We start from the raw sequence: 19366 nt of genomic DNA, 5'->3' as shown, positions 1-19366 counted from the left end.
TCTCTGAAGACCCAGCATGGAGTAAATCATCAGCGTAAGGCCAATGAGCAATTCACACTCCCCATTCCAAAACGGCATAGTTTTGTGTCAGGCCGCATTAGCCGTCTCGCTGGCACACGCACGCAGCCACAGTTGTTCAGCCTGAGGATTTTGCAGAACCGGTTGACGATAGAGCCGGATCGCCAGCGACATATCCCAGCTGCTGTTATCGGCGCGTACTAAACTGCCGCTGGCCAGCTCTTCATGCACCAAACTGAGAGGCAACCACGCCACGCCGCCACCGGCCAGGACCATGGCTTTGAGATTCACCGACATACCATTTTCATATACCGCTTCAAGCGGAAGCGGGCGTTTGCTGAGCATTTGCGCCAGCGCATGAGCAAAGAAGGTATGTTGTCCATAACTCAACCACGGAATCGGACCGCTATCCGCGCGCACCGGATAGAGTGGTTTGCCGCTGCTATCCGGGCGACATACGGCAATGGCACGCTCACGGCCCAGTTGCACCATGGGATACGCCGCCAGCTGATGTATCAGCGACACCGCATCATGCGCGTAAGTCAGTAGAAAATCGGTTTCACCGCTGTGTAAGGTGGAGATGTGCTCAGCGAAAGTCGGTTTTTGATTGCACAGGCGGATAAAGCTGAGATTGGGCTGCAGATTTAATCGCTGGATCCAGTCAGGAAAGAACGTCAGTGAAAGGGTATTTAGCATCGCAAAACGTAATACCGCAGTGCGCGAACTGTAGCGCTGGTGCAGATCATTGCGCAGATGCGACATGGAAAATACCGTTTCGCTGGCGGTCGCGAGGAAGGTTTGTCCCTCAGGCGTGAGCGTAACCGGATAGGTTTTACGATCAAATAACGGCACACCCAGCCACTCTTCGAGCTGGCGGATGCGCCGACTGAGCGCCGATTGCGTGATATGTCGTTCGTCGGCGGCGCGGGTAAAGCTATAACAGCGTGCAACACTGAGAAAATCTTCAAACCATTTCAATTCCATAGCAAAGACCTCTTTGGATGAATGGGAAAGCAACGTCAGCGGTGGGAAACCTTTTGTTACACGCAAGAAACGCGCCAGGCTTAATGACTGCGGTACAGGCACTGGCACAGCCATGACGCCGTAATAAACGCTTAAGATGGAGCAATGGCTGCACTCGTGGGGTGCAGAGGATTTGCACAAGTGATGGCTGGAGATTGGCAAAGTCGAATTGACCAGGCGACAATAAAGGCCTTTGAAATTTAAGCGATGAAATGAATCTATGAATGCCCATATTGAATCTGTTGAGCTGGAAAAAGCCTATCGCCTGATCAACCATGGCCCAACCACACTGGTTTCCTCCCGCCATGACGGGATTGACAATGTGATGTCCGCATCCTGGGTATGTGGATTAGAGTTCAAACCGGCAAAATTGACGGTTGTGCTGGATAAATCCACCTTCACGCGTAAGTTGATTGAGCAAAGCCTGAAATTCGTTATACATGTCCCAACCGTCAGTCAGGCGCAGATGGTTCATTATCTCGGTACGCATTCCCGCGCTGAGCAGTCAGATAAGCTGGCCACAGCTGGCGTCGAGTTCTTCCAGTTACCTGAAACTCATCTCCCTTTAGTGGCTGGCTGTGCGGCCTGGTTGTACTGCGAGTTGATACCTATCGAACAAAATCAGAACGACCACGATTTGTTCATCGGTGAAATCAAGGGTGCCTGGGCGGATAGCCGGGTGTTTAAAGAAGGGCGCTGGTTATTCGAGGACGCACCAGACGAGATGCGCAGTTTGCATTACATCGCCGGGAAACGTTTTTATAAAACGGGCTCACTGCTGGATGTCGAGTAAACCCGTCTCATTCATTAATTGAGTTTGGCCTGACGCATGGGCATTTTATCAATGGTTGAGAGCAACACCTCAGTATTCAGAGGTGTTGTTTCACGTAGTTTCATTCCACCATCTTTTCCAACCAGCACCACTTCAAATCCTTTCGGATTGAGCTGTTTACGCAGAGTGCCATTGGCTGTTGGTGAGGTATCACTGAACACAATGATATCGCGATCGGCCAATTCCGCTTTCTGCTTCTCCAGCATCGCCATCTGCGCGACATAAGCAGGATCTGTTTTTGATGGGGCAAAGATCACCAGAGGGCGATTGTGCCAGCGATATTGAGTGAGGTCTGAGACCTGCGGCGATAGAGGCTGGAACAGGGGCTCTTCAGCCGCACGAACGGTGTTAAGACTCATTATTGAACAAATGGTCAACAATAGCAGTGGCGTTTTCAGCAGTAAATTCGTCTTCGACATGATGGTTTCCCCGGCAGGTTAAAGATCGTGTACTACCAAGGTTAGCGGAACCCAGTGCCCGCGTAGGTTACTTCACGTTTCTTTACCCGCAGAGGGAAAAATGAAAACAAGAAATGTCTTTCGCGTCGCTAATGTCACCCCGAACTTACGGCTTCGAATGTCACATTCTGATGTTTCTCTGATGAAGAGAACAAGGCATATACATATGTCAAAGCTGGGCATATACTAGACATATGCTGAGTGGTTAAGTTTAAAACATAAAGCCGGTGACGACACTGTGTCGGAAGTCCGTTCAGGAGGATTAATCATGCGAACTGTTTCTGTATTTAAAAATGGCAATAACCGTGCCATTCGTTTGCCACGCGATATGGATTTTGAAGGGGTAAGTGAGTTGGAGATTGTCCGGGAAGGTGACAGCATCATACTGCGTCCCGTACGGCCGACCTGGGGCTCATTTATGCAGCTTGAGAAAGCGGACCCGGATTTTATGATGGATCGCGGGGATGTTGTCAGTGATGAGGGAAGATTTGATCTGTGATCAAAACATACATGCTGGATACTTGTATCTGTTCGTTTATTATGCGCGAGCAACCGGAGGACGTGATCAGACGGCTTGAACAAGCGGTGCTGCGCAACCATCGCATCGTAGTTTCGGCTATTACTTACGCAGAAATGCGTTTTGGCGCGATTGGAAAGAAAGCCTCGCCGCGTCATGGTCAACTGGTTGACGAATTCTGCGCCCGACTTGATGCAATTGTGCCCTGGGATCGGGCGGCGGTAGACGCCACGGCTGTAATTAAGGCCACCCTAAGCGCAGCCGGAACACCGATAGGCCCAAATGACACGGCTATTGCCGGTCATGCCATTGCGGCCGGCGTTATACTGGTAACAAATAATACCAGGGAATTTGCGCGGGTACCGGGTTTGGTGCTGGAAGACTGGGTGAAGTAATCCGCTTATCAACCTCGGAACGTACCTGAAGCATTTCTACGGTAATTTGTGGGCAAAACCCACGTAATTTTCACGTAGCAGCGTCAGTGTGCGGTGGCGCAGAGCCTCATCGATGCGATGCGTGTCGGGCTTTCCGCGCCGTGCGTTGGTAAGACCGGCTGCACCAGACTTGCTGTAGCGGTTCATCAGCCGCTGAACCTGACGTTCGGTGAGATCCAGCCGAAAGGCCGCATCGCGGCGACGCAGACGTTTTTCAATAACAGCCTGAATGACGGAAAGACGGTGAAGTTCTTTGTTTGACATGGTCACCAGCATCAGCAGAGATCTCCCAGAAAACGTGGCAAACGCGCCGCATCTGGGTGACATTATGAACTAGCTAAAAAGTGACATTATCAAATTGGACCCTCAATTAAAGTGCGCATAATCATGATTATGTTAAATTGGATATCTGAAGACACACTCCAGACCATGACGGGCTATCACCTGCTGGGAATATGCTTTCGCCTCACCCTTCATGCGCGCCGCCCCTCATCTAGTTTTTAATCTGTCCGGCACGTGGAGCCATTAATCTCTCAAGGCTTAAAACGACTCAACTAGCCAGCACTGTTGCCACCTCTTCCAAATCCAGAAAATAGTAATAACGCACCGAATTGGCATCCTCAGTCATTGGCAGCCAGAGTTCACGCATAACGACGCAGCGCGATGCGTTTCATTTCAGCTTTATAAGCGCCAGGTTCATCCATCAGATAAAACAACCAGCCAATGGATCATGAAACACCGCTTGAAAACCTTCTGGCATCTGCCGGCTTGAGTGACAAAAGTAAGTTAGAACAACGTCACTCGCTCATCAGATTTATTCCACAAATGCATAAAATTTTCTTTACTTAGCTTATGACAGTTACATGAATCCTGTAATATCCCTATTCACTCTGCCCACCTTTTCAGCATTCACAAAGAGTATCAATGCGTAAAAGTGTCCTCTCAGATAGCACCCCTCGTCTGCTAAAGACTTCTCTTGGAAGAAGTATGGCCGTATTTCTGCTTTCCATCAGTTTACTGGTGGTGGCTATTAATGCCTGGTCTCTTTGGCACTCCTGGCAGCAACACCTGACAGAGAAAGAAGAGGATGCACGCAATCTCTCGCTCTCATTAGCGAAACAAGCTGAAGATGCCTTTTTACAAGTCGATATCACCCTCGCGGATGCTGTGCGTCAGTTACGTCAAAACGGCAACAGCTTTGCGGCAACGCCGCAGTTCCTGCATCAAATCAAAGACCAGCAAAGCAAGCTCCCTCAACTTCATGGACTATTTGTATACGATACCGAGGGACATTGGGTGGCTTCATCTGGCAACTTCACGCCGACCAATGCCAGTAACGCGGACCGCGATTATTTCGTCTGGCACCGGACACATCCCAGTCTGGATATCCATATCAGCCATGTTATTCGCAGCCGCTCTACCGGTGATCTGGTGATTCCTGTTTCGGTACGCCTCAATGATAATGCGGGGAATTTTGCTGGCGTTGCCCTTGCGACGGTCAAAGTAGATTATTTCCGGCAGTACTACAGCTACTACACGCTTGGCGATAAAGATGCGTTAGGGTTGATCCTGGCGGATGCCACGGCCCTGTATATCCGCCCTTTCCCAGACACCTATATTGGCCGAACCCTATCCGCCAGCCCGCTGTTTAAAACCGAATTGAAATCCGCTTCAAGCGGCAGTGCAACCTGGCGGTCTACTCTCGACGGTGTCGAACGCGTGTTCGGCTACGCCCGACTGGAGCGATATCCACTGATCGTGACGGCCGGCTATGACCGCGACCGGCTTCGCATGGAGTGGATGGCGGCCAACCTGACGAATGTTTTGCTCAACATTGTGTTGCTCTTAACCATCACCGGCATGGGCGTCTTTGTATTGCGACAGGTGGGCACCAACGTGCGCAATCAGATTGAGCTCACCCATGTTCGAGATGAACTGACCACCATTAACCATACGCTGCAATCCTTAGCGCTGGTCGATGGTTTGACCGGTCTGGCGAATCGCCGTCAGTTCGATGCTCTGCTGGAGCAGGCCCTGCTTCGTTCAGAAAAGCATGCTGAGCCGCTCTCGCTGGTAATGATCGATATCGATTATTTCAAACGCTATAACGATACCTACGGGCACGTTGCGGGTGATGAGTGTTTGCAGGATGTCGGCTTGGCGTTAAAGGATAGCGTGCATTATCAGGGCGATATCGTCGCACGTTACGGTGGTGAAGAGTTTGCGATAATCCTGCCTAATACCTCAGCGTTTGATGCAAAAAAAGTGGCGGAGCGTGCGGTCAGATGTGTTGCAGAAACGGGCATTGCGCATGAAAATTCAGAGATCACCGCTGGGGTGGTGACCATCAGCGCCGGCTACAGCACGCTGACGTCAACAGGTAACACGGGGGAAGCGGATCAGCTGAAGCAGGACGCCGACAAGGCCCTTTATCTGGCAAAACGCAGCGGGCGTAATCAAATTAAGCCCTGATGCGCAAACAGTGCGCTCTATTTCTTCACGCTGAGGGACAGGTGTTTAGCGAGCAAAAATGGCCTTAAATAACCCACCGCATTGGATAGCGGCAATACATCGGCACTGAGTTTAATGCCGATTTCATCGCGCAGGTAATCACGTCGACGCGTAATTCGCTGCCAAAGTTGCGGATACGCTTCCGCGATTTTGGCCTGAAGTGATGAATCGGCCAACGCAATACACTCTTCTGCGCTGACACCGTTATAGCCCGGTACCGAGGGAATGATATCGATCTGCAATAGCATGCCACTTTTCAACAGTTCGCTGGAATTTGGGTACACTGGCGATGACATCCACTCTTCATCAGCAACCAAATGGCCGGGATTGAGATGCCAGCCATATCGGGCTTTGGGCAGTACATCTTCGATCACGTTATAAAGCTCACCGCCAGACATCCCCACGCGGATATTTTCCAGCCAGGCTACCTGTGCAGAGAAGTAGGGTTTAGCGATTCTGTCTAGCCAATCTTTCTGAGCATCAGGCAGTTCTGCAGGACCGGCGATAACGAAAGCAGCTCTGCTGGACAATCCACCTTTAAATCCTGTGGTCAGCGACAAAGGATCGCCCTGCTGCAGCTTTTTGTATGTTGGATAAAGGTTAGCATGATCGAAGCGGACGCCGGTGGCAGCGATGGAGACCACCGTATTGTATTGGCCTTCAGCAGCCAGAAGCGCGCCCAAATCAATTTCCCGCACACCCACTTCCACCGCGTCCATCGCATTAAGAATACAGTTAGATGCCAGATTGGCCCCATACTCATAATGCGCGATTTCATTGGCGTTGTTGGTCACTCTTGCACCGCCAGCGCCGCTAATAAATAAGTGCGCTGAATTTAACAGCTCAGCTTCTTTTTTCAGCGTGCGTTGCACCGCATCAACAATAAACCACGGCAAATCAAAATAGGCGGAGCCATTGCCTGCGGCTGGGGTAAACATCTTCCATCCCACCAGGCCTACTTTGCTTTTGTCACTCAAGCCCGCAGATGCCAGAAGGTTTTCAAGCGGTATTTCATGATCCATTGGCTGGTTAGGCAGCGAAAACAACGGGCAGTGAAGCAACGTGACAGGTACGCGTGAAAAGCGAGCCAGTTTGAGATTCTCATTCCCGAGGATAACGGTACATACTCCACTGGCATCGACAATTAACAGCCCCTCTTCGAAACGCGGGATGAACCCTGTTAAGTATTCGAAATTCCCGCCATGTTCCTTATCAGCATAAATCACCAGGGCATCAAAACCACCATTGGCCATCCCCTGCAAAACCTTGTTTTTTCGTTCCAGCATGGTTTCGTCTGAAAGGAAAACGGGTTCAACCTGGGTAAATTTTGTCGGTGCTTTCGTTGGGCCAAGCTGAATTGACGGAGACATCATGATGAATGACCTCTGGTTAACGTATTGAATGTTGAAATGACGACCTTTGCATGGGAAGCGGGTTGCCACCTGTTCAAGCAAGGTAGCACCTGCTGGTTTTAATTGTGCGCTGATAATGTCATGCCGGGTTTGCTGCTCACTTGCAGGTAAACAAATTTTGTGTGAAGCCACCCTCAATTTCTTCACTCAATGCTGGTTAAGCAAGAAGCACAAGGCGCAGAATGGAATATATAACCATATGTGAATATATATTCAACCTAACATCGGAACGCATCGGATTACCCTAATCAAAGGAGAATGTCTTATGAGTGGTTACACCTACCCGAAATTTGGTGCCGGTTTATGGCATTTTGCTAACTACATTGATCGTTATGCCGTCGACGGATATGGCCCGGCGCTGAGTACCTTAGACCAGATCAAACTGGCTGGCAGTGTAGAAGACTTATCTTATGTAGATGTGCCCTATCCCTTTACGGAAGGTGTTACCGTTGCCCAGGTAAAAGAAGCACTAGACCAGGCCGGTCTTAAAGCGATTGGCGTGACGCCTGAAATCTATCTGCGCCGCTTTTCACGCGGTGCCTTTACCAACCCCGATCCCGCACTGCGCCAGCAGGCCTTCGATCTGATGCATGAAGCCGCCACAGTAGTCCGTGAGTTAGGGGCTAATTATGTGAAAATCTGGCCGGGACAAGATGGATGGGATTACCCCTTCCAGGTTGACCATAAAAATCTTTGGAAACTGGCGGTTGATGGCATGCGCGAACTGGCCAGTGCCAATCCTGATGTCAAATTCGCCATCGAATACAAACCGCGTGAACCGCGTGTAAAAATGACCTGGGATTCTGCTGCTCGCACCTTGCTGGGGATTGAAGATATTGGACTCGCTAACGTCGGGGTACTGCTGGACTTTGGCCATGCGCTCTTTGCCGGGGAATCACCAGCGGACTCAGCCCAGCTGATTATCGATCGTGGCAGACTGTTTGGGATGGACGTCAACGATAACTTACGTGGCTGGGATGACGATCTCGTCGTCGGCACAGTACACATGACGGAAATTTTTGAGTTCTTCTATGTACTCAAAATCAATAATTGGGATGGCGTGTGGCAGCTGGATCAGTTCCCCTTCCGTGAGGACCATGTTGAAGCCGCCAATCTGTCGATTCGTTTCCTTAAGCATATTTATCGTGCTCTGGATAAGTTGGATATCGCCGCATTGCAAGCGGCGCAAAGTGAACAAAATCCACTAAAAGCCCAGAAAATCATTCAAAATGCGCTGTTAAGCAGTATTGAAGACTAACTTGTCGTGCCCGGCAATAATGTGCTGGGCAACTTCTTAGCTTTTGCGCTTCACCATCAAAATCAATAAACACTACTTATCCGTAAACCTGCGAAAAACTTGAAGCGTTGCGACTGGAACAACGTAAAGTGGTTGAGTTGGGTACCCTCTTAGTGAGACACCAAGCCGTAAGCGATAACCTGGTGTTTATGTTTTATCTCAAGATCATGATTTACAACATCTTTGTCGAGAATTGACCACCCTTTAGTGTTTTGTCTGGCGTTACATTCTTCATATTGCGTTCAGTGAACCGCTGGTCAGCGATAAACGACTCCGTGGCTTACTGATGCGCTTTGATTAAAACCTTGCTGTATGTTGTAACTTAAAAAGGCAATAAGCAAAGAGATCAATGGTAGAGAGATTTGCACCCGGTAGCATTTCGGATCTCTTATCGAGGACCTTTGCCCTCATTTTGTGATCCGGATGAAGGAATCGATTTTTACCGCGTTGACTAATTTCTCACCTCATCTGAAAGTAATGATAAGCACCCAGGGACTCAGCGAACAAATCACCAGCACTATGTGTTGATTTGCATTTATTTGCACCCGGGTGCATACAAGTACTATCCACCCTACAGAGATATAAATATGAATATAATCAAAGCAATAATAATCGCCTGTGGTTTGCTAAGTGTGTTTGCTGTGCAAGCCAAAACGTATATGGTGGGCGTTGCTCTGGCTAATCTGGACCTTAATTTTGTTTCAATCCTTCGCAGTCAAATGGAAACACAGTTGAAAGAAAAAGGACTGAATAGCCAGTTTGCCGATGCGAAAGGAGATGTTTCACTACAAATCCAACAGGTTGATGATTTTATTAATCAGGGTGCCAACGCGATTATCGTGAACCCGGTGGACACGCAGGGTGTTATGCCTGTGATTGCTGCAGCGAAAAAAGCCAACATCCCGCTGATATTCGTCAACCGTAAACCTGAAGTGGCCCTGAGCGGTAAGATGGCTTACGTTGGCTCCGACTCTGCGTTAAGCGGGAAAATGGAGATTGAAGCGCTGGCAAAACGCATGAACAATCAAGGTAATATCGCCATCCTGATGGGGGCTCTCTCCACAGAAGAAGCACGCCAGCGCACTAAAGCCGTTGAGGACTATGTCAGTGCTCATCCGGGGCTTAAAGTTATTCAGAAGCAGACTGCCAACTGGCAGCGCAATGAAGCCGTCGATAAAACCCTCTCCTGGTTGCAGGATGGCAACACCATCAACGCCATTGTTGCTAATAATGACGAGATGGCAATTGGTGCGATTATGGCACTGGATCAGTTGAAGAAGAGCGATGTCTTAGTGGCTGGCATTGATGGCACACCGGATGGTTTGCAGTTCATCAAGAATGGCAAAATGGCGGTGACCATCTTCCAGGATGCAAAGGGTCAGGCTATTGGAGCAGTCAATGTGGCAAGCGATATGCTGGCCGGCAACAAAACCGAAGCCTATAACTGGGTGCCCTATCAGACCGTAACGCGTGAAAATTACCAGGCGTTCACTGACAAGAATCAAAAATGATGTCTAAGGCGGCCCATCGGGCCGCCGAAGATGACGGATATTGAAGGTACCATTTCAGCAATAGTCAGCTCTGTCTTGAAGCTTGAACAGGACTTGCCTAAAGAGAACGTTTTATTTAAGGCGGCGGCCGATAATTTTCATAAAGTAAGATCCTGTGATGCATTCAGTCAGGTCTTGCAGAGCACCTTCAACCAGCAATGCTTAAAAGGCAACGCTCAGTACGAATTTTGTTGCTTCCATTGCAGTAGCATCTCGCTATGTTGAGCTAAAAATGGAGGTTAACATGGTAAAACCGTCTTCGCCCTGGTGGTGGGATCTTTCCACTCGGGAATTTAGTGAACTCGATATGGCAAACATGGTGGCTGTCTTACCGATTGGGGCCGTTGAGCAGCATGGTCCGCATCTGCCGGTACGCGTGGATGCCGCCATTAATGCGGGCATTATTCAACGCGCCGTTGAACTCATGCCCGACAACCTGCCAATGTTGGTGTTACCCGCCCTGCCAATTGGCAAATCAGACGAACACCTGGCTTATCCTGGTACGCTTTCACTGCCTTACGAAGTGCTAGGGAAAGTATGGTTTGAAGTGGCAAAAAGCGCCTGGCGCGCCGGCATTCGGAAGCTTATTTTTTGGAATTCACACGGTGGGCAACCACAATTAATGGAAATCGTTTGTCGTCAGTTGCGCATCGAACTGGGGATGTTTGCCGTTGGCGCCAGTTGGTTCCGTACAATTGATGCGTCAGATCTGTATAGCGAAAAAGAGATGCAGCACGGCATTCATGGCGGAGAGTCAGAGACCAGTATGATGCTGCATTTGCACCCCGACTTAGTTCAAATGGTCTATGCCGATGATTTCGTCTCGACATCAGTCGCGTTAGAAGCCAGCGGAGGGATTCTTACCCCCGAAGGTGGCATAGGATTTGGCTGGATGGCACAAGATCTTCATCTGTCAGGTACCACGGGTAATGCTGCCGCTGCCGATGCGGAACGAGGCAATATTGCCACCGACCGTGCCGCGCAAGCACTGATCACATTGGTTCGTGAGGTACAAGCGTTCGATCTCGACTTCCTTAAAGCTGAAACCGCCTACCGTCCCAGGCAGGTCTAAGCATTTGTCAGGGGCAACCTGAGGGTTGCCCTCACCGCTAACGTAATGCCGACATCATTCCTTTCAGTGTTTCCGCAAAAACGCTACCAATTGCGCTTGTTCCGCGATCGTGACCGATTAGCATCAGCGTCTGGGTATGCTGCGCAAGCTCACGTACCGGAATGTAAATCAACCTACCGCTGCGTTGATCCGATTCGATATCAATCGGTGTCAGGAACGTCAGAGTCTGATCCATCATTGCCGACTGCCGCATCACCTCGATGGAGTTAGTTTCAATCACTGTTTGTAGATTGATCGATGCCCGCGCGAAAACCTCGTTGAGGTAAGGTCTGATAACCATTGATTTATCAGCGATCACCACGGGATAAGGCAGACAGTCGCTGAGACGTAAACTGGCTTTTTCTGCCAGCGGATGCCCGGTACCCACCACCGCCCCCAACCGCACCGCCACACTGGCGAGTTTGCGATGCACGGGTTGTAATTCAAAATCAAACCCAATCCCCAAATCTGCTTCACCATTTGCGACGGCATTGGTGATGTTCTCCCCCGTAGTGAGTTGCTGGAGATGCAGTTTCACGCGGGGATTAGCACGGCGAAACTCCGCTGCCGTGAGGGGAATGAGATTGGCGGCCAGCCCGCTCATCATCGCTACCGTGACTTCACCGCGGCGCAGACCTTTTAGTTCTTCAATCTTCATCTGCGCTATCTCAATTTCTTTAAAACTTTGACGCACATGATGAATCAAGGCTTCGCCCGCTGCGGTTAACACCATCTTACGTGGCAATCGCTGAAACAGCGGTGTGCCCAACTCCTCCTCCAGGGCAATCAGTTGGCGATTAATGGCCGAGGCCGAAATATGCAAACGCTCAGCGGCTTTGCGGATAGAACCGCTACGAGCAATCTGGTCGATATAAATAAACAAACGGTGCTGAAGCATGCGTTCCCCTGCGTTGCCTTTAAGTCATCGGTAAGTGCGAAAAATGATGCTTTTAAGATAATGCTCTTCCGGTGATTAATACAACAAAACCACACCAGGAGAACACATGATGGCAGACGTATCCCGCAGAAAATTTGCGAAATTAGTGGCTGGCGCGCTGTTGTTACCGGCTCTGGCTCCCATGCTGTCGCGTAGCGCAATGGCTGCGAATAACACCATAAAAATTGCCCTGCTGTTGCCAGGCTCTGTTGCCGATGGTGGCTGGAGTTCACTGGCATTTGCTGGATTACAGAGCCTGAAAAAGGCCGGTTTTAGCGTTGCCTACAGTGAAAGCGTACCGCAAGCTCAAATGGAACAAGTGATCCGAGGTTACGCTGACGATGGTTACACCCTGATCATTGGACACAGCTTCGAATACGGTTCCGCCTTTGCCGAGATTGCGCCGGAATACCCCGCAACCTATTTCTTCGCCTCAACGTTCAAACCTGGTGAGAAATCACCTGATAACGTTGAGTACGTGAACCTCGCGTATTTGCAAGGCGCTTATGCCGCCGGGGCTCTGGCAGCATTGATCTCTGATAAAGGCAAAGCCGTGGGCTTTGTCGGCGGCGGGGACAATCCAACGCAGCAAGCCATGATGCGGGCGTTCATCCAGGCAGCAGAGAAAACACGCCCTGGCATCAAAGGTATGGGTGTGGTCACTGGCGACTATGACAACGCCGCCAAAGGTCGAGAAGCTGCCACCACCATGATTGGTAATGGCGCTGATGTGATTTGGCATGCCGCTGATGTGACCGGGTTAGGCGCAATGCAAGGCGCTGCCGCGGGAAAAGTGAAAGCCATCGGATGTTATGTCGATCAGCGTGATGTCGCACCGGATTATGTCGCGTGCAGCTTCCGTCAGAACCTCGACTGGATGGTTGAACAAGTCGGAGAGTCGGTCGCCAATAAAACCTTCAAAGGGGGTGATGAGTGGCATCCAACGGTGGGTAAAGCCTGGTCGGTGGTCAGCGGCAATGAACATTACAACAGCAAACTTGTCAGCGCGGATGTATGGGCTAAATTCCAGACCATTTGGCAGCAGCTCGACAGTGGCGCGTTGAAACCAACTGTTTAACCGGCGGGAACTTGTTATGACAGCAACAGCACCTGTTCGCGTGGCACTCAATAACATCACCAAACGCTTTGCTCGCGTAGTGGCCAACGATGGCGTTTCACTCAGCATCAAAGCCGGTGAAATCCACGCCTTGTTGGGTGAAAACGGTGCAGGTAAAAGCACCTTGATGCAGATTCTGTATGGCCTGTATCAGGCAGATGAGGGCGAGATTGTCGTGGATGGATTACCCCGGCGTTTTCGCGATCCGAGTGATGCCATCCACTGCGGCATCGGTATGGTTCACCAGGAATTCATGCTGGTACAGCCAATGACCGTGGTCGAGAACGTGGTGCTGGGGCTGAAAGAGAACCGCAGTGGCGTGCTTAATCTGCAAGCTGCTGCGCAACGGTTACAGGCGCTCTCTGACAAGCACGGTCTGGCGATTGATCCCTGGGCGAACGTGCACCATTTGCCCATTGGCGTGCAACAGCGCGTTGAGATCCTCAAATTATTGTACCGCGATGCCCAGGTACTGATTCTTGATGAACCCACTGCAGTGCTTACGCCACAAGAAAAAGAAGGCCTGTTTGCCACGTTAAAATCACTGTGCGCTGAGGGGCGTTCCGTGGTGATCGTGACGCATAAATTGTATGAAATCATGGCAATAGCCCATCATGTTTCGGTGATGCGGGGTGGCAGGATGATCGATTCGGTCGATATCAATGACACTTCAGAGCGGGATTTGGCCCGCCGCATGGTGGGCCGTGATGTGGTACTTCGCGTGGAAAAATCCCCCTGCCAGCCGGGTAAAACGGTGTTGCATATCGACAATATTGCGGTCCGGGATGCCAGCGGTCAGCAAAAAATCTGGCGCGTCTCTTTGCAAGTTGCAGCCGGTGAAATTCTGGGTATTGCGGGGGTTGAAGGTAACGGCCAGTCCGAGCTTGCTGAAGCGTTACTCAATCTGCGCAAGCTGGAGGCCGGGCGCATTTTGTTGAATGGGGCCGATATCAGCGAGGATTCCCCGGCAGTCCGTCGTCATAAAGGGGTGGGATTTATCCCCGCCGATCGACGTGGCGTCGGTTCAGTGACAGCGTTATCAATCACTGACAATGCATTGTTAGGTCGTCAACACCGTTTCACTCGCGCAGGCGGCTGGTTGCTGGACCGACAGCACATCAGCCAGCATGCCCGCGATATTATTGCGCGTTTCGCCGTGCGCACGCCCGATGCTGATTTCGAAGCTGGAAAACTCTCTGGCGGCAATTTGCAGAAGCTCATACTCGGTCGTGAAGTGGCGAGCGATCCCTGCTTACTCGTGGTTGAGCAACCGACACGTGGATTGGATGTCGGCGCGATTGAGAGCGTGTGGCAAGGCTTAATTGCGGCGCGCGATCGCGGTTGCGCCATTTTGATGATTTCGGCGGAGTTAGAGGAAATTCTCAACCTGTCCGATCGTATCGCCGTGATGTATAGCGGACAAATCGCGGGCGAACTGCCTGCACATGAAGCCACAGCAGAAAAGCTCGGTGAGCTTATGGCGGGCGCCCATCTGCAAAAAGGAGGCGAACGTGAAGAAGCTGCTTGAGAGACGCCTCGCCCCCGCTGAATCCACTGGCGCGCTGTTGCTGACCAGCATCTGTGGCATTGCCGCTGCCTTCGCCATCGCGGGATTATTATTTATCCCCTTTGGCGGCAACCCACTATCCGCCTATGGTTTTCTGTTTAATGAAGCGTTCGGTTCTCTGCGTAGTGTTGGTCTGAGCATAGTCCAGGCCACACCGCTCATGCTCATCGCGCTGGCCACCATCGTGGTATGGCGAGCGGGACTGGGCTATATCGGCTTTGAAGGTTGCTTTTTGTTGGGTGCTGCCGCAGCCAGTTGGATCGCCCTTTCTGGCACACCGCAGGGTTTTCCGTGGGCCATTCCCTCTTTGATTTATTGGCCGATGGTTTTACTGGCCGCGTTTCTCGCGGGTGCCATCTGGGCCGGATGGGTAGGCGCACTCCGCGTCAAATTCGGTGGCAACGATGTCCTGATTTCGTTGATGGCGAATTATGTTGCGTTGTTTATCGTGCAGTACCTCGTTTCCGGACCCATGCGCGCGCCGGGTGATCTTCCGCAGACGCCACGTTTACCCGCCGATAGCTGGTTGCCGTTTGTCATGAGTGGCATGCGTGCGCATTGGGGAATCGCCATCGCTTTGGTCGCTAGCCTGTTTGTTTTCTGGCTGTTGCGGGCCACCCCGGCAGGCTTTGAAATAAAAATCGCTGGCCTGAATCCACGAGCTGCACGCTACAGCGGTGTTGATGTTAACCGCCGTCAGATGGGAGCCGTGTTGCTTGGCGGTGGATTAGCGGCATTAGCCGGTTTATGTGCCGTGCTTGGCGTGCAGCATCGTTTAATGGATGGCATTTCAGGCGGTGTGGGTTTTATCGGCGTGGTGGTTGCCTTGTTAGCGCGTCTGAATCCACTGCTGGTGATCCCTACCGCGATTTTATACGGCGGCCTTGAAGTGGGCGGCAGTGCCATGCAGCGCCAAACCGGTTTACCCACATCGGTGGTGTTGATCCTGCAAAGTCTGGTGGTGTTATTGATCCTGGCTGGCGATCTGCTGCGCTACTACCGCATTAACTTACCGTGTTTACGCAGAGGCAACCGCACGCTTGCAGAGGAACAATCATGAATTTGCTGGCTAATCTCGATACCGCATTCTTTATCAGTTGGCTTGCCGCAGCAGTTCGCCTTGCCGGACCCGTGTTACTTGCAGCACTGGGAGAAATCTACGCTGAACGTTCCGGCGTGCTGAATATTGGCATTGAGGGCACTATCTTACTTGGCGCGCTGGCCAGTTACATGATGGCGGTTGAAAGTGGATCCACGGCGCTGGGTTTTATCGCGGGTGGCGTTGGCGGCTTGATCGTTGGCTGCGTGCTGGCCGCGCTCTATCTGCGCGCACATGCCAGCCAGGTCGTGGTCGGTATTGTATTTAATATTCTCGCTGCCGGGCTTGCTTCGTGGATCTATGCCCTGGTGATGGGCAATGGCTCGTCGCCAACCATTCCCATGCTGGAGCCCTGGCATATACCGGTGCTCTCATCGATCCCCGTCGTTGGACCGATTCTGTTCCAGCAGCCGCTGCCCCTTTACCTCACGCTGATTCTGGCCGTATTGGCACATTATTGTCTTTTCCATACGCGCTTTGGTCTTTCGCTGCGCGCCGTTGGAGAAAACCCGCGAGCTGCGCATGCTGCCGGCCTGAACGTGCTGAAAATCCGTACCTGGGGCGTGATGTTTTCCTGTGTTGGAGCGGGTTTAGCCGGCGGCTATCTGGTCACCGCGCAAATCGGCCTGTTTCGCGACAATATTGTCAGTGGTCAAGGGTTTATCGCGCTTGCCATCGTGATTTTTGGCCGCTGGAGCCCACTAAAAGCCCTGCTCGCAGCCTTTATCTTTGGTGCGGCTGATGCATTGCAACTCTCATTACAGCTGTTTGAAAACACGCTGCCACCGCAGGTGCTGCTCGCACTGCCTTATCTGCTCACGATTCTGGCAATGTCAGGTGTCGTGGGACGCACATTACAACCCGGCGCACTGACGCAGCCTTATCGAAGGGAATAAATATGAAAACGTTTCGTTTCAATAATCTGAAGGATGTTCAGGCTTTCCGTATTAGTCCGGACAGCACCAATTACTTCGCCATCCTGTGCGATAAAACCCTCGATGGTATTGAGAATATCTTTGTTGTAGAGATCTTTAACGTCGGCGGCGCGACGCCTCCTAATGAACATGCCACTGCCCATGAGTTTTTCTATGTTCTTCATGGTGAAGGCGTGGCTCGCTGTAATGATGACGAGCTGGTGATCAGGAAAGGTGATTCGCTGTTGTTACACCCTGGTAATGATCATGCCATTCGCAATACAGGAAGCGAAAAGCTGTATACGCTGACGGTCATGACGCCAAACGAAGGCTTTTCCGAGCTGATTCGCAGCGGTGACCCTGTCACATTAGACAGTGAAGATTTGCGTATTCTGACAGGAGCCTGAAATGGGGTTAAACGTATTGGGCAGCAGCCGATTTAACCAATGGCGCGTCTCAAAAGAACGCATTGATACACGTCGTCCATCGCAAGCTTCACGCCCGGTCGAGCTCAGCACTGGCGATCGATCGGTGATTTTTGATTTACAACACACCGCGATCGTTGTGATTGATATGCAGAACGATTTTTGCCATCCCAATGGCTGGCTCGGCCACATTGGTGTGGATGTCACGCCTGCACGCGCGCCCATTGCCCCGCTACAAAATTTACTGCCGGTTCTGCGTCAAGCCGAGGTGCCGGTGATCTGGCTTAACTGGGGTAATCGACCCGATAAGCTCAATCTCAGCCCGGCACTGTTGCATGTTTATAACCCCAATGGCGATGGCGTTGGCTTAGGTGATCCTCTCCCCCTTTCCGGTGCGCCTGTGCTGGAAGCCGGGAGCTGGGCGGCTGAAATTGTCGAAGAGTTAACGCCTGACTCACGCGATATCCGCATCAACAAATATCGTATGTCCGGCTTTCATGACAGCGAACTTGACAGCATCCTGCGTAACCTTGGTGTGACAACACTGCTGTTTGCTGGCGTGAATCTCGATCAATGTGTGCTGTGCACCCTCCAGGACGCTAACTTTCGAGGTTATGACTGCCTGCTTCTTGAGGACTGCAGCGCAACCACGTCACCCTCTTATTGCCGCGACGCCACGCTGTACAACGTGCAACAGTGCTTCGGTTTTGTCGTTCAGGGATCGCAATTAAAACAGCAATTGGAGTGTGATTGATGAGTTATTTATTGTCCGATGGCTGGATTATCACCATGAACTCCCAGCGTGAAATTCTGGAACAGGCAAGTTTGGTGATTGAAGGCCATCATATCCGTGCCATCGGAACACGCGAGACGCTCAGCCTGCAATATCCGGAGGCGGAGGTTATCGATTGCCGTCAGCGCATTATTATTCCGGGTATGGTCAACACGCACACGCACCTGTTTCAGACGCTATTAAAGGGGTTGGGCGACGACATGGTGCTGAAAAAATGGTTTACCTGTATGACCGGACCGAGCGCTGTCGCGTTAACGGAAGAGGATGTTTATGCCGCAGCCCTGCACGGCTGCATGGAATCTCTGCGTTCAGGCGTCACTTCGCTGGTCGATTTTATGTATGCCCATCCCCGGCCGGGTTTGACCGCAAAAGTCATTGAAGCTTTTGAGGTCAGTGGTATTCGCGGTCATGTATGCCGTGGATTCCTGACCACTGGCGCTGAACATGGCATCCCTGAAGCACTTATCGAAACGCCGGAAGCCGCGCTGGCAGACGCGCGTGATGTTATTCATCGTTTCCATAAGGCCAACGGCCGCGTCAAAGTAGGCCTGGCGCCCAGCATGATTTGGGCTCTGGATGAGAAAGTGCTGCGCGGCACCCGTGAGTTAGCCAATGAGACCGGCGTACTGATTACAACGCATGTCGCGGAAACCGATTTTGAAATTGAACAAGCCAAACTGCGTTTTCAGGGAACCGACACCGAATTTCTGAGTGATATCGGTTTCCTCGGCCCGGATGTGTTGGCCGTGCACTGTGTGCAGTGCAGTTCTCGTGATATCCGCGCGCTAAAACATCACGACACACGCGTCTCGCACAACCCATGCAGTAATTTATATCTTGCGTCAGGGGTGCCTCCCATACCAGAAATGCTGGCGGCAGGATTGACGGTAGGACTCGGCTCTGACGGCCCTGCCAGCAGCAATAATCATAACCTTTTCCAGGCAATGAAAGTGGCTGCACTCCTGCAAAAAGGGGTACACCGCGATCCTACCATTATGACCGCAGAGAAGGTGCTGGAGATGGCCACTATTGATGGTGCACGAGCCATTGGTCTTGATCATCTGGTCGGTTCATTGGAAGTCGGTAAACGCGCGGATGTGGTCATTGTTGACACCTCACACCCGGCGATGACGCCCATCCACCACCCGGTCTCGTCACTGGTTTATTCCGCATTGGGCCATGAAGTCAGTGATGTGTTTGTTGACGGTGCCTGGTTGCTGAGAAATGGCGAATTTACTCAGATCAACCAGCAAGCCGTGATGGCGCGTTCACAACGTGCGGCACAATCCCTGGCCGCACGAACCGGCAATGATATGCCTCGAGGCTGGCGTTCAATGGCGTTTTAATGGTG

The 19366-nt window shown here is 51.4% G+C and carries 18 protein-coding genes and 1 pseudogene; 14 read left to right on the top strand and 5 right to left on the bottom strand.

All coding sequences use genetic code 11. The annotated features are described in order from the left end of the window. Positions 1-87 precede the first annotated feature (87 nt). On the bottom strand, positions 88-1002 hold the full coding sequence (locus IAE30_RS04450) for a LysR family transcriptional regulator (RefSeq protein WP_200677860.1): 915 nt from the start codon (positions 1000-1002) through the stop codon (positions 88-90). Between the two features lie 259 nt (positions 1003-1261). On the opposite strand from IAE30_RS04450, the gene IAE30_RS04445 reads away from it, so the two are divergent. After that, entirely contained in the window at positions 1262-1834 is a 573-nt protein-coding gene (locus IAE30_RS04445; protein ID WP_200677862.1) for a flavin reductase family protein, read from the top strand. A 14-nt stretch (positions 1835-1848) separates the two neighbouring features. Here the strand turns inward: IAE30_RS04445 and IAE30_RS04440 are convergent, their stop codons facing one another. Then, positions 1849-2292, bottom strand: coding sequence for a DUF4174 domain-containing protein (locus IAE30_RS04440; protein WP_200538509.1), 444 nt, complete (start codon positions 2290-2292; stop codon positions 1849-1851). Between the two features lie 307 nt (positions 2293-2599). On the opposite strand from IAE30_RS04440, the gene vapB reads away from it, so the two are divergent. Together vapB and IAE30_RS04430 are read left to right on the top strand one after the other, a co-directional pair. Further along, a complete protein-coding gene (gene vapB, locus IAE30_RS04435) occupies positions 2600-2830 on the top strand; it encodes a type II toxin-antitoxin system VapB family antitoxin (RefSeq protein ID WP_045815538.1) in 231 nt (76 codons plus the stop codon). Next, positions 2827-3243: a type II toxin-antitoxin system VapC family toxin gene (locus IAE30_RS04430; RefSeq protein WP_200677864.1), complete on the top strand. Its 417-nt coding sequence runs from the start codon at positions 2827-2829 to the stop codon at positions 3241-3243. The genes vapB and IAE30_RS04430 overlap by 4 nt, the downstream gene beginning before the upstream one ends. 42 nt (positions 3244-3285) lie before the next feature. On the opposite strand, the pseudogene IAE30_RS04425 reads toward IAE30_RS04430, so the two are convergent. Further along, positions 3286-3546: pseudogene (locus IAE30_RS04425) on the bottom strand (helix-turn-helix domain-containing protein); the annotation flags it as partial. Between the two features lie 723 nt (positions 3547-4269). On the opposite strand from IAE30_RS04425, the gene IAE30_RS04420 reads away from it, so the two are divergent. Next, positions 4270-5754: a sensor domain-containing diguanylate cyclase gene (locus tag IAE30_RS04420; protein WP_200537792.1), complete on the top strand. Its 1485-nt coding sequence runs from the start codon at positions 4270-4272 to the stop codon at positions 5752-5754. 17 nt (positions 5755-5771) lie between these two features. Here IAE30_RS04420 and IAE30_RS04415 read toward each other — a convergent pair whose 3' ends face one another. Continuing rightward, positions 5772-7166 (bottom strand): Xaa-Pro peptidase family protein, encoded by a 1395-nt coding sequence (locus IAE30_RS04415; RefSeq protein WP_200537790.1) that lies wholly within the window; start codon positions 7164-7166, stop codon positions 5772-5774. Between the two features lie 304 nt (positions 7167-7470). On the opposite strand from IAE30_RS04415, the gene IAE30_RS04410 reads away from it, so the two are divergent. The 3 genes from IAE30_RS04410 to IAE30_RS04400 all read left to right on the top strand — a co-directional run bounded on the left by IAE30_RS04410 (position 7471) and on the right by IAE30_RS04400 (position 11124). Beyond that, positions 7471-8463 carry a sugar phosphate isomerase/epimerase gene (locus tag IAE30_RS04410; protein ID WP_200677866.1) on the top strand — a complete coding sequence of 331 codons (993 nt, stop codon included), beginning with the start codon at positions 7471-7473 and terminating at the stop codon, positions 8461-8463. Between the two features lie 626 nt (positions 8464-9089). Beyond that, a complete protein-coding gene (locus IAE30_RS04405) occupies positions 9090-10013 on the top strand; it encodes a substrate-binding domain-containing protein (RefSeq protein WP_200678340.1) in 924 nt (307 codons plus the stop codon). A gap of 283 nt (positions 10014-10296) precedes the next feature. After that, entirely contained in the window at positions 10297-11124 is an 828-nt protein-coding gene (locus IAE30_RS04400) for a creatininase family protein (protein ID WP_200677868.1), read from the top strand. 37 nt (positions 11125-11161) lie between these two features. On the opposite strand, the gene IAE30_RS04395 is transcribed toward IAE30_RS04400, so the two are convergent. Further along, positions 11162-12061, bottom strand: coding sequence for a LysR family transcriptional regulator (locus IAE30_RS04395; protein ID WP_200677870.1), 900 nt, complete (start codon positions 12059-12061; stop codon positions 11162-11164). A 106-nt stretch (positions 12062-12167) separates the two neighbouring features. On the opposite strand from IAE30_RS04395, the gene IAE30_RS04390 reads away from it, so the two are divergent. The 7 genes from IAE30_RS04390 to IAE30_RS04360 are packed head-to-tail and all read left to right on the top strand — an operon-like array spanning position 12168 to position 19361. Beyond that, a complete protein-coding gene (locus IAE30_RS04390; RefSeq protein ID WP_200677872.1) occupies positions 12168-13178 on the top strand; it encodes a BMP family protein in 1011 nt (336 codons plus the stop codon). A gap of 16 nt (positions 13179-13194) precedes the next feature. Next, complete coding sequence (locus IAE30_RS04385; protein ID WP_200677874.1) at positions 13195-14745, top strand: ABC transporter ATP-binding protein; 1551 nt, start codon at positions 13195-13197, stop codon at positions 14743-14745. Then, the gene (locus tag IAE30_RS04380) at positions 14729-15844 is read left to right on the top strand and encodes an ABC transporter permease (RefSeq protein ID WP_200677875.1); all 1116 of its coding nucleotides are present in this window, start codon (positions 14729-14731) and stop codon (positions 15842-15844) included. The genes IAE30_RS04385 and IAE30_RS04380 overlap by 17 nt, the downstream gene beginning before the upstream one ends. After that, positions 15841-16779, top strand: coding sequence for an ABC transporter permease (locus tag IAE30_RS04375; protein WP_200677876.1), 939 nt, complete (start codon positions 15841-15843; stop codon positions 16777-16779). Before IAE30_RS04380 ends, IAE30_RS04375 begins: the two co-directional genes overlap by 4 nt. Positions 16780-16781: 2 nt before the next feature. Further along, positions 16782-17204 carry a cupin domain-containing protein gene (locus IAE30_RS04370; protein WP_182058520.1) on the top strand — a complete coding sequence of 141 codons (423 nt, stop codon included), beginning with the start codon at positions 16782-16784 and terminating at the stop codon, positions 17202-17204. A 1-nt stretch (position 17205) separates the two neighbouring features. After that, positions 17206-17976 (top strand): cysteine hydrolase family protein, encoded by a 771-nt coding sequence (locus tag IAE30_RS04365; protein WP_200677879.1) that lies wholly within the window; start codon positions 17206-17208, stop codon positions 17974-17976. Continuing rightward, on the top strand, positions 17976-19361 hold the full coding sequence (locus IAE30_RS04360) for an amidohydrolase family protein (RefSeq protein ID WP_200677881.1): 1386 nt from the start codon (positions 17976-17978) through the stop codon (positions 19359-19361). Before IAE30_RS04365 ends, IAE30_RS04360 begins: the two co-directional genes overlap by 1 nt. Positions 19362-19366 lie beyond the last annotated feature (5 nt).

The sequence above is a fragment of the Pantoea sp. S61 genome (assembly GCF_016625145.1).
GTDB classification, from domain to species: domain Bacteria; phylum Pseudomonadota; class Gammaproteobacteria; order Enterobacterales; family Enterobacteriaceae; genus Pantoea; species Pantoea rwandensis_B.
This window is presented reverse-complemented; position numbering and strand designations above follow the sequence as displayed.

Excerpts from the sequence above, each read along its gene's own strand:
- IAE30_RS04360 (WP_200677881.1), top strand. The coding sequence starts at position 17,976 with ATGAGTTATTTATTGTCCGATGGCTGGATTATCACCATGAACTCCCAG.
- IAE30_RS04385 (WP_200677874.1), top strand. The coding sequence starts at position 13,195 with ATGACAGCAACAGCACCTGTTCGCGTGGCACTCAATAACATCACCAAA.
- IAE30_RS04370 (WP_182058520.1), top strand. The coding sequence starts at position 16,782 with ATGAAAACGTTTCGTTTCAATAATCTGAAGGATGTTCAGGCTTTCCGT.
- IAE30_RS04375 (WP_200677876.1), top strand. The coding sequence starts at position 15,841 with ATGAATTTGCTGGCTAATCTCGATACCGCATTCTTTATCAGTTGGCTT.
- IAE30_RS04365 (WP_200677879.1), top strand. The coding sequence starts at position 17,206 with ATGGGGTTAAACGTATTGGGCAGCAGCCGATTTAACCAATGGCGCGTC.
- IAE30_RS04440 (WP_200538509.1), bottom strand. The coding sequence starts at position 2,292 with ATGTCGAAGACGAATTTACTGCTGAAAACGCCACTGCTATTGTTGACC.
- IAE30_RS04390 (WP_200677872.1), top strand. The coding sequence starts at position 12,168 with ATGATGGCAGACGTATCCCGCAGAAAATTTGCGAAATTAGTGGCTGGC.
- IAE30_RS04450 (WP_200677860.1), bottom strand. The coding sequence starts at position 1,002 with ATGGAATTGAAATGGTTTGAAGATTTTCTCAGTGTTGCACGCTGTTAT.
- IAE30_RS04395 (WP_200677870.1), bottom strand. The coding sequence starts at position 12,061 with ATGCTTCAGCACCGTTTGTTTATTTATATCGACCAGATTGCTCGTAGC.
- IAE30_RS04410 (WP_200677866.1), top strand. The coding sequence starts at position 7,471 with ATGAGTGGTTACACCTACCCGAAATTTGGTGCCGGTTTATGGCATTTT.
- IAE30_RS04420 (WP_200537792.1), top strand. The coding sequence starts at position 4,270 with ATGGCCGTATTTCTGCTTTCCATCAGTTTACTGGTGGTGGCTATTAAT.
- IAE30_RS04405 (WP_200678340.1), top strand. The coding sequence starts at position 9,090 with ATGAATATAATCAAAGCAATAATAATCGCCTGTGGTTTGCTAAGTGTG.
- IAE30_RS04415 (WP_200537790.1), bottom strand. The coding sequence starts at position 7,166 with ATGATGTCTCCGTCAATTCAGCTTGGCCCAACGAAAGCACCGACAAAA.
- IAE30_RS04445 (WP_200677862.1), top strand. The coding sequence starts at position 1,262 with ATGAATGCCCATATTGAATCTGTTGAGCTGGAAAAAGCCTATCGCCTG.
- IAE30_RS04400 (WP_200677868.1), top strand. The coding sequence starts at position 10,297 with ATGGTAAAACCGTCTTCGCCCTGGTGGTGGGATCTTTCCACTCGGGAA.
- vapB (WP_045815538.1), top strand. The coding sequence starts at position 2,600 with ATGCGAACTGTTTCTGTATTTAAAAATGGCAATAACCGTGCCATTCGT.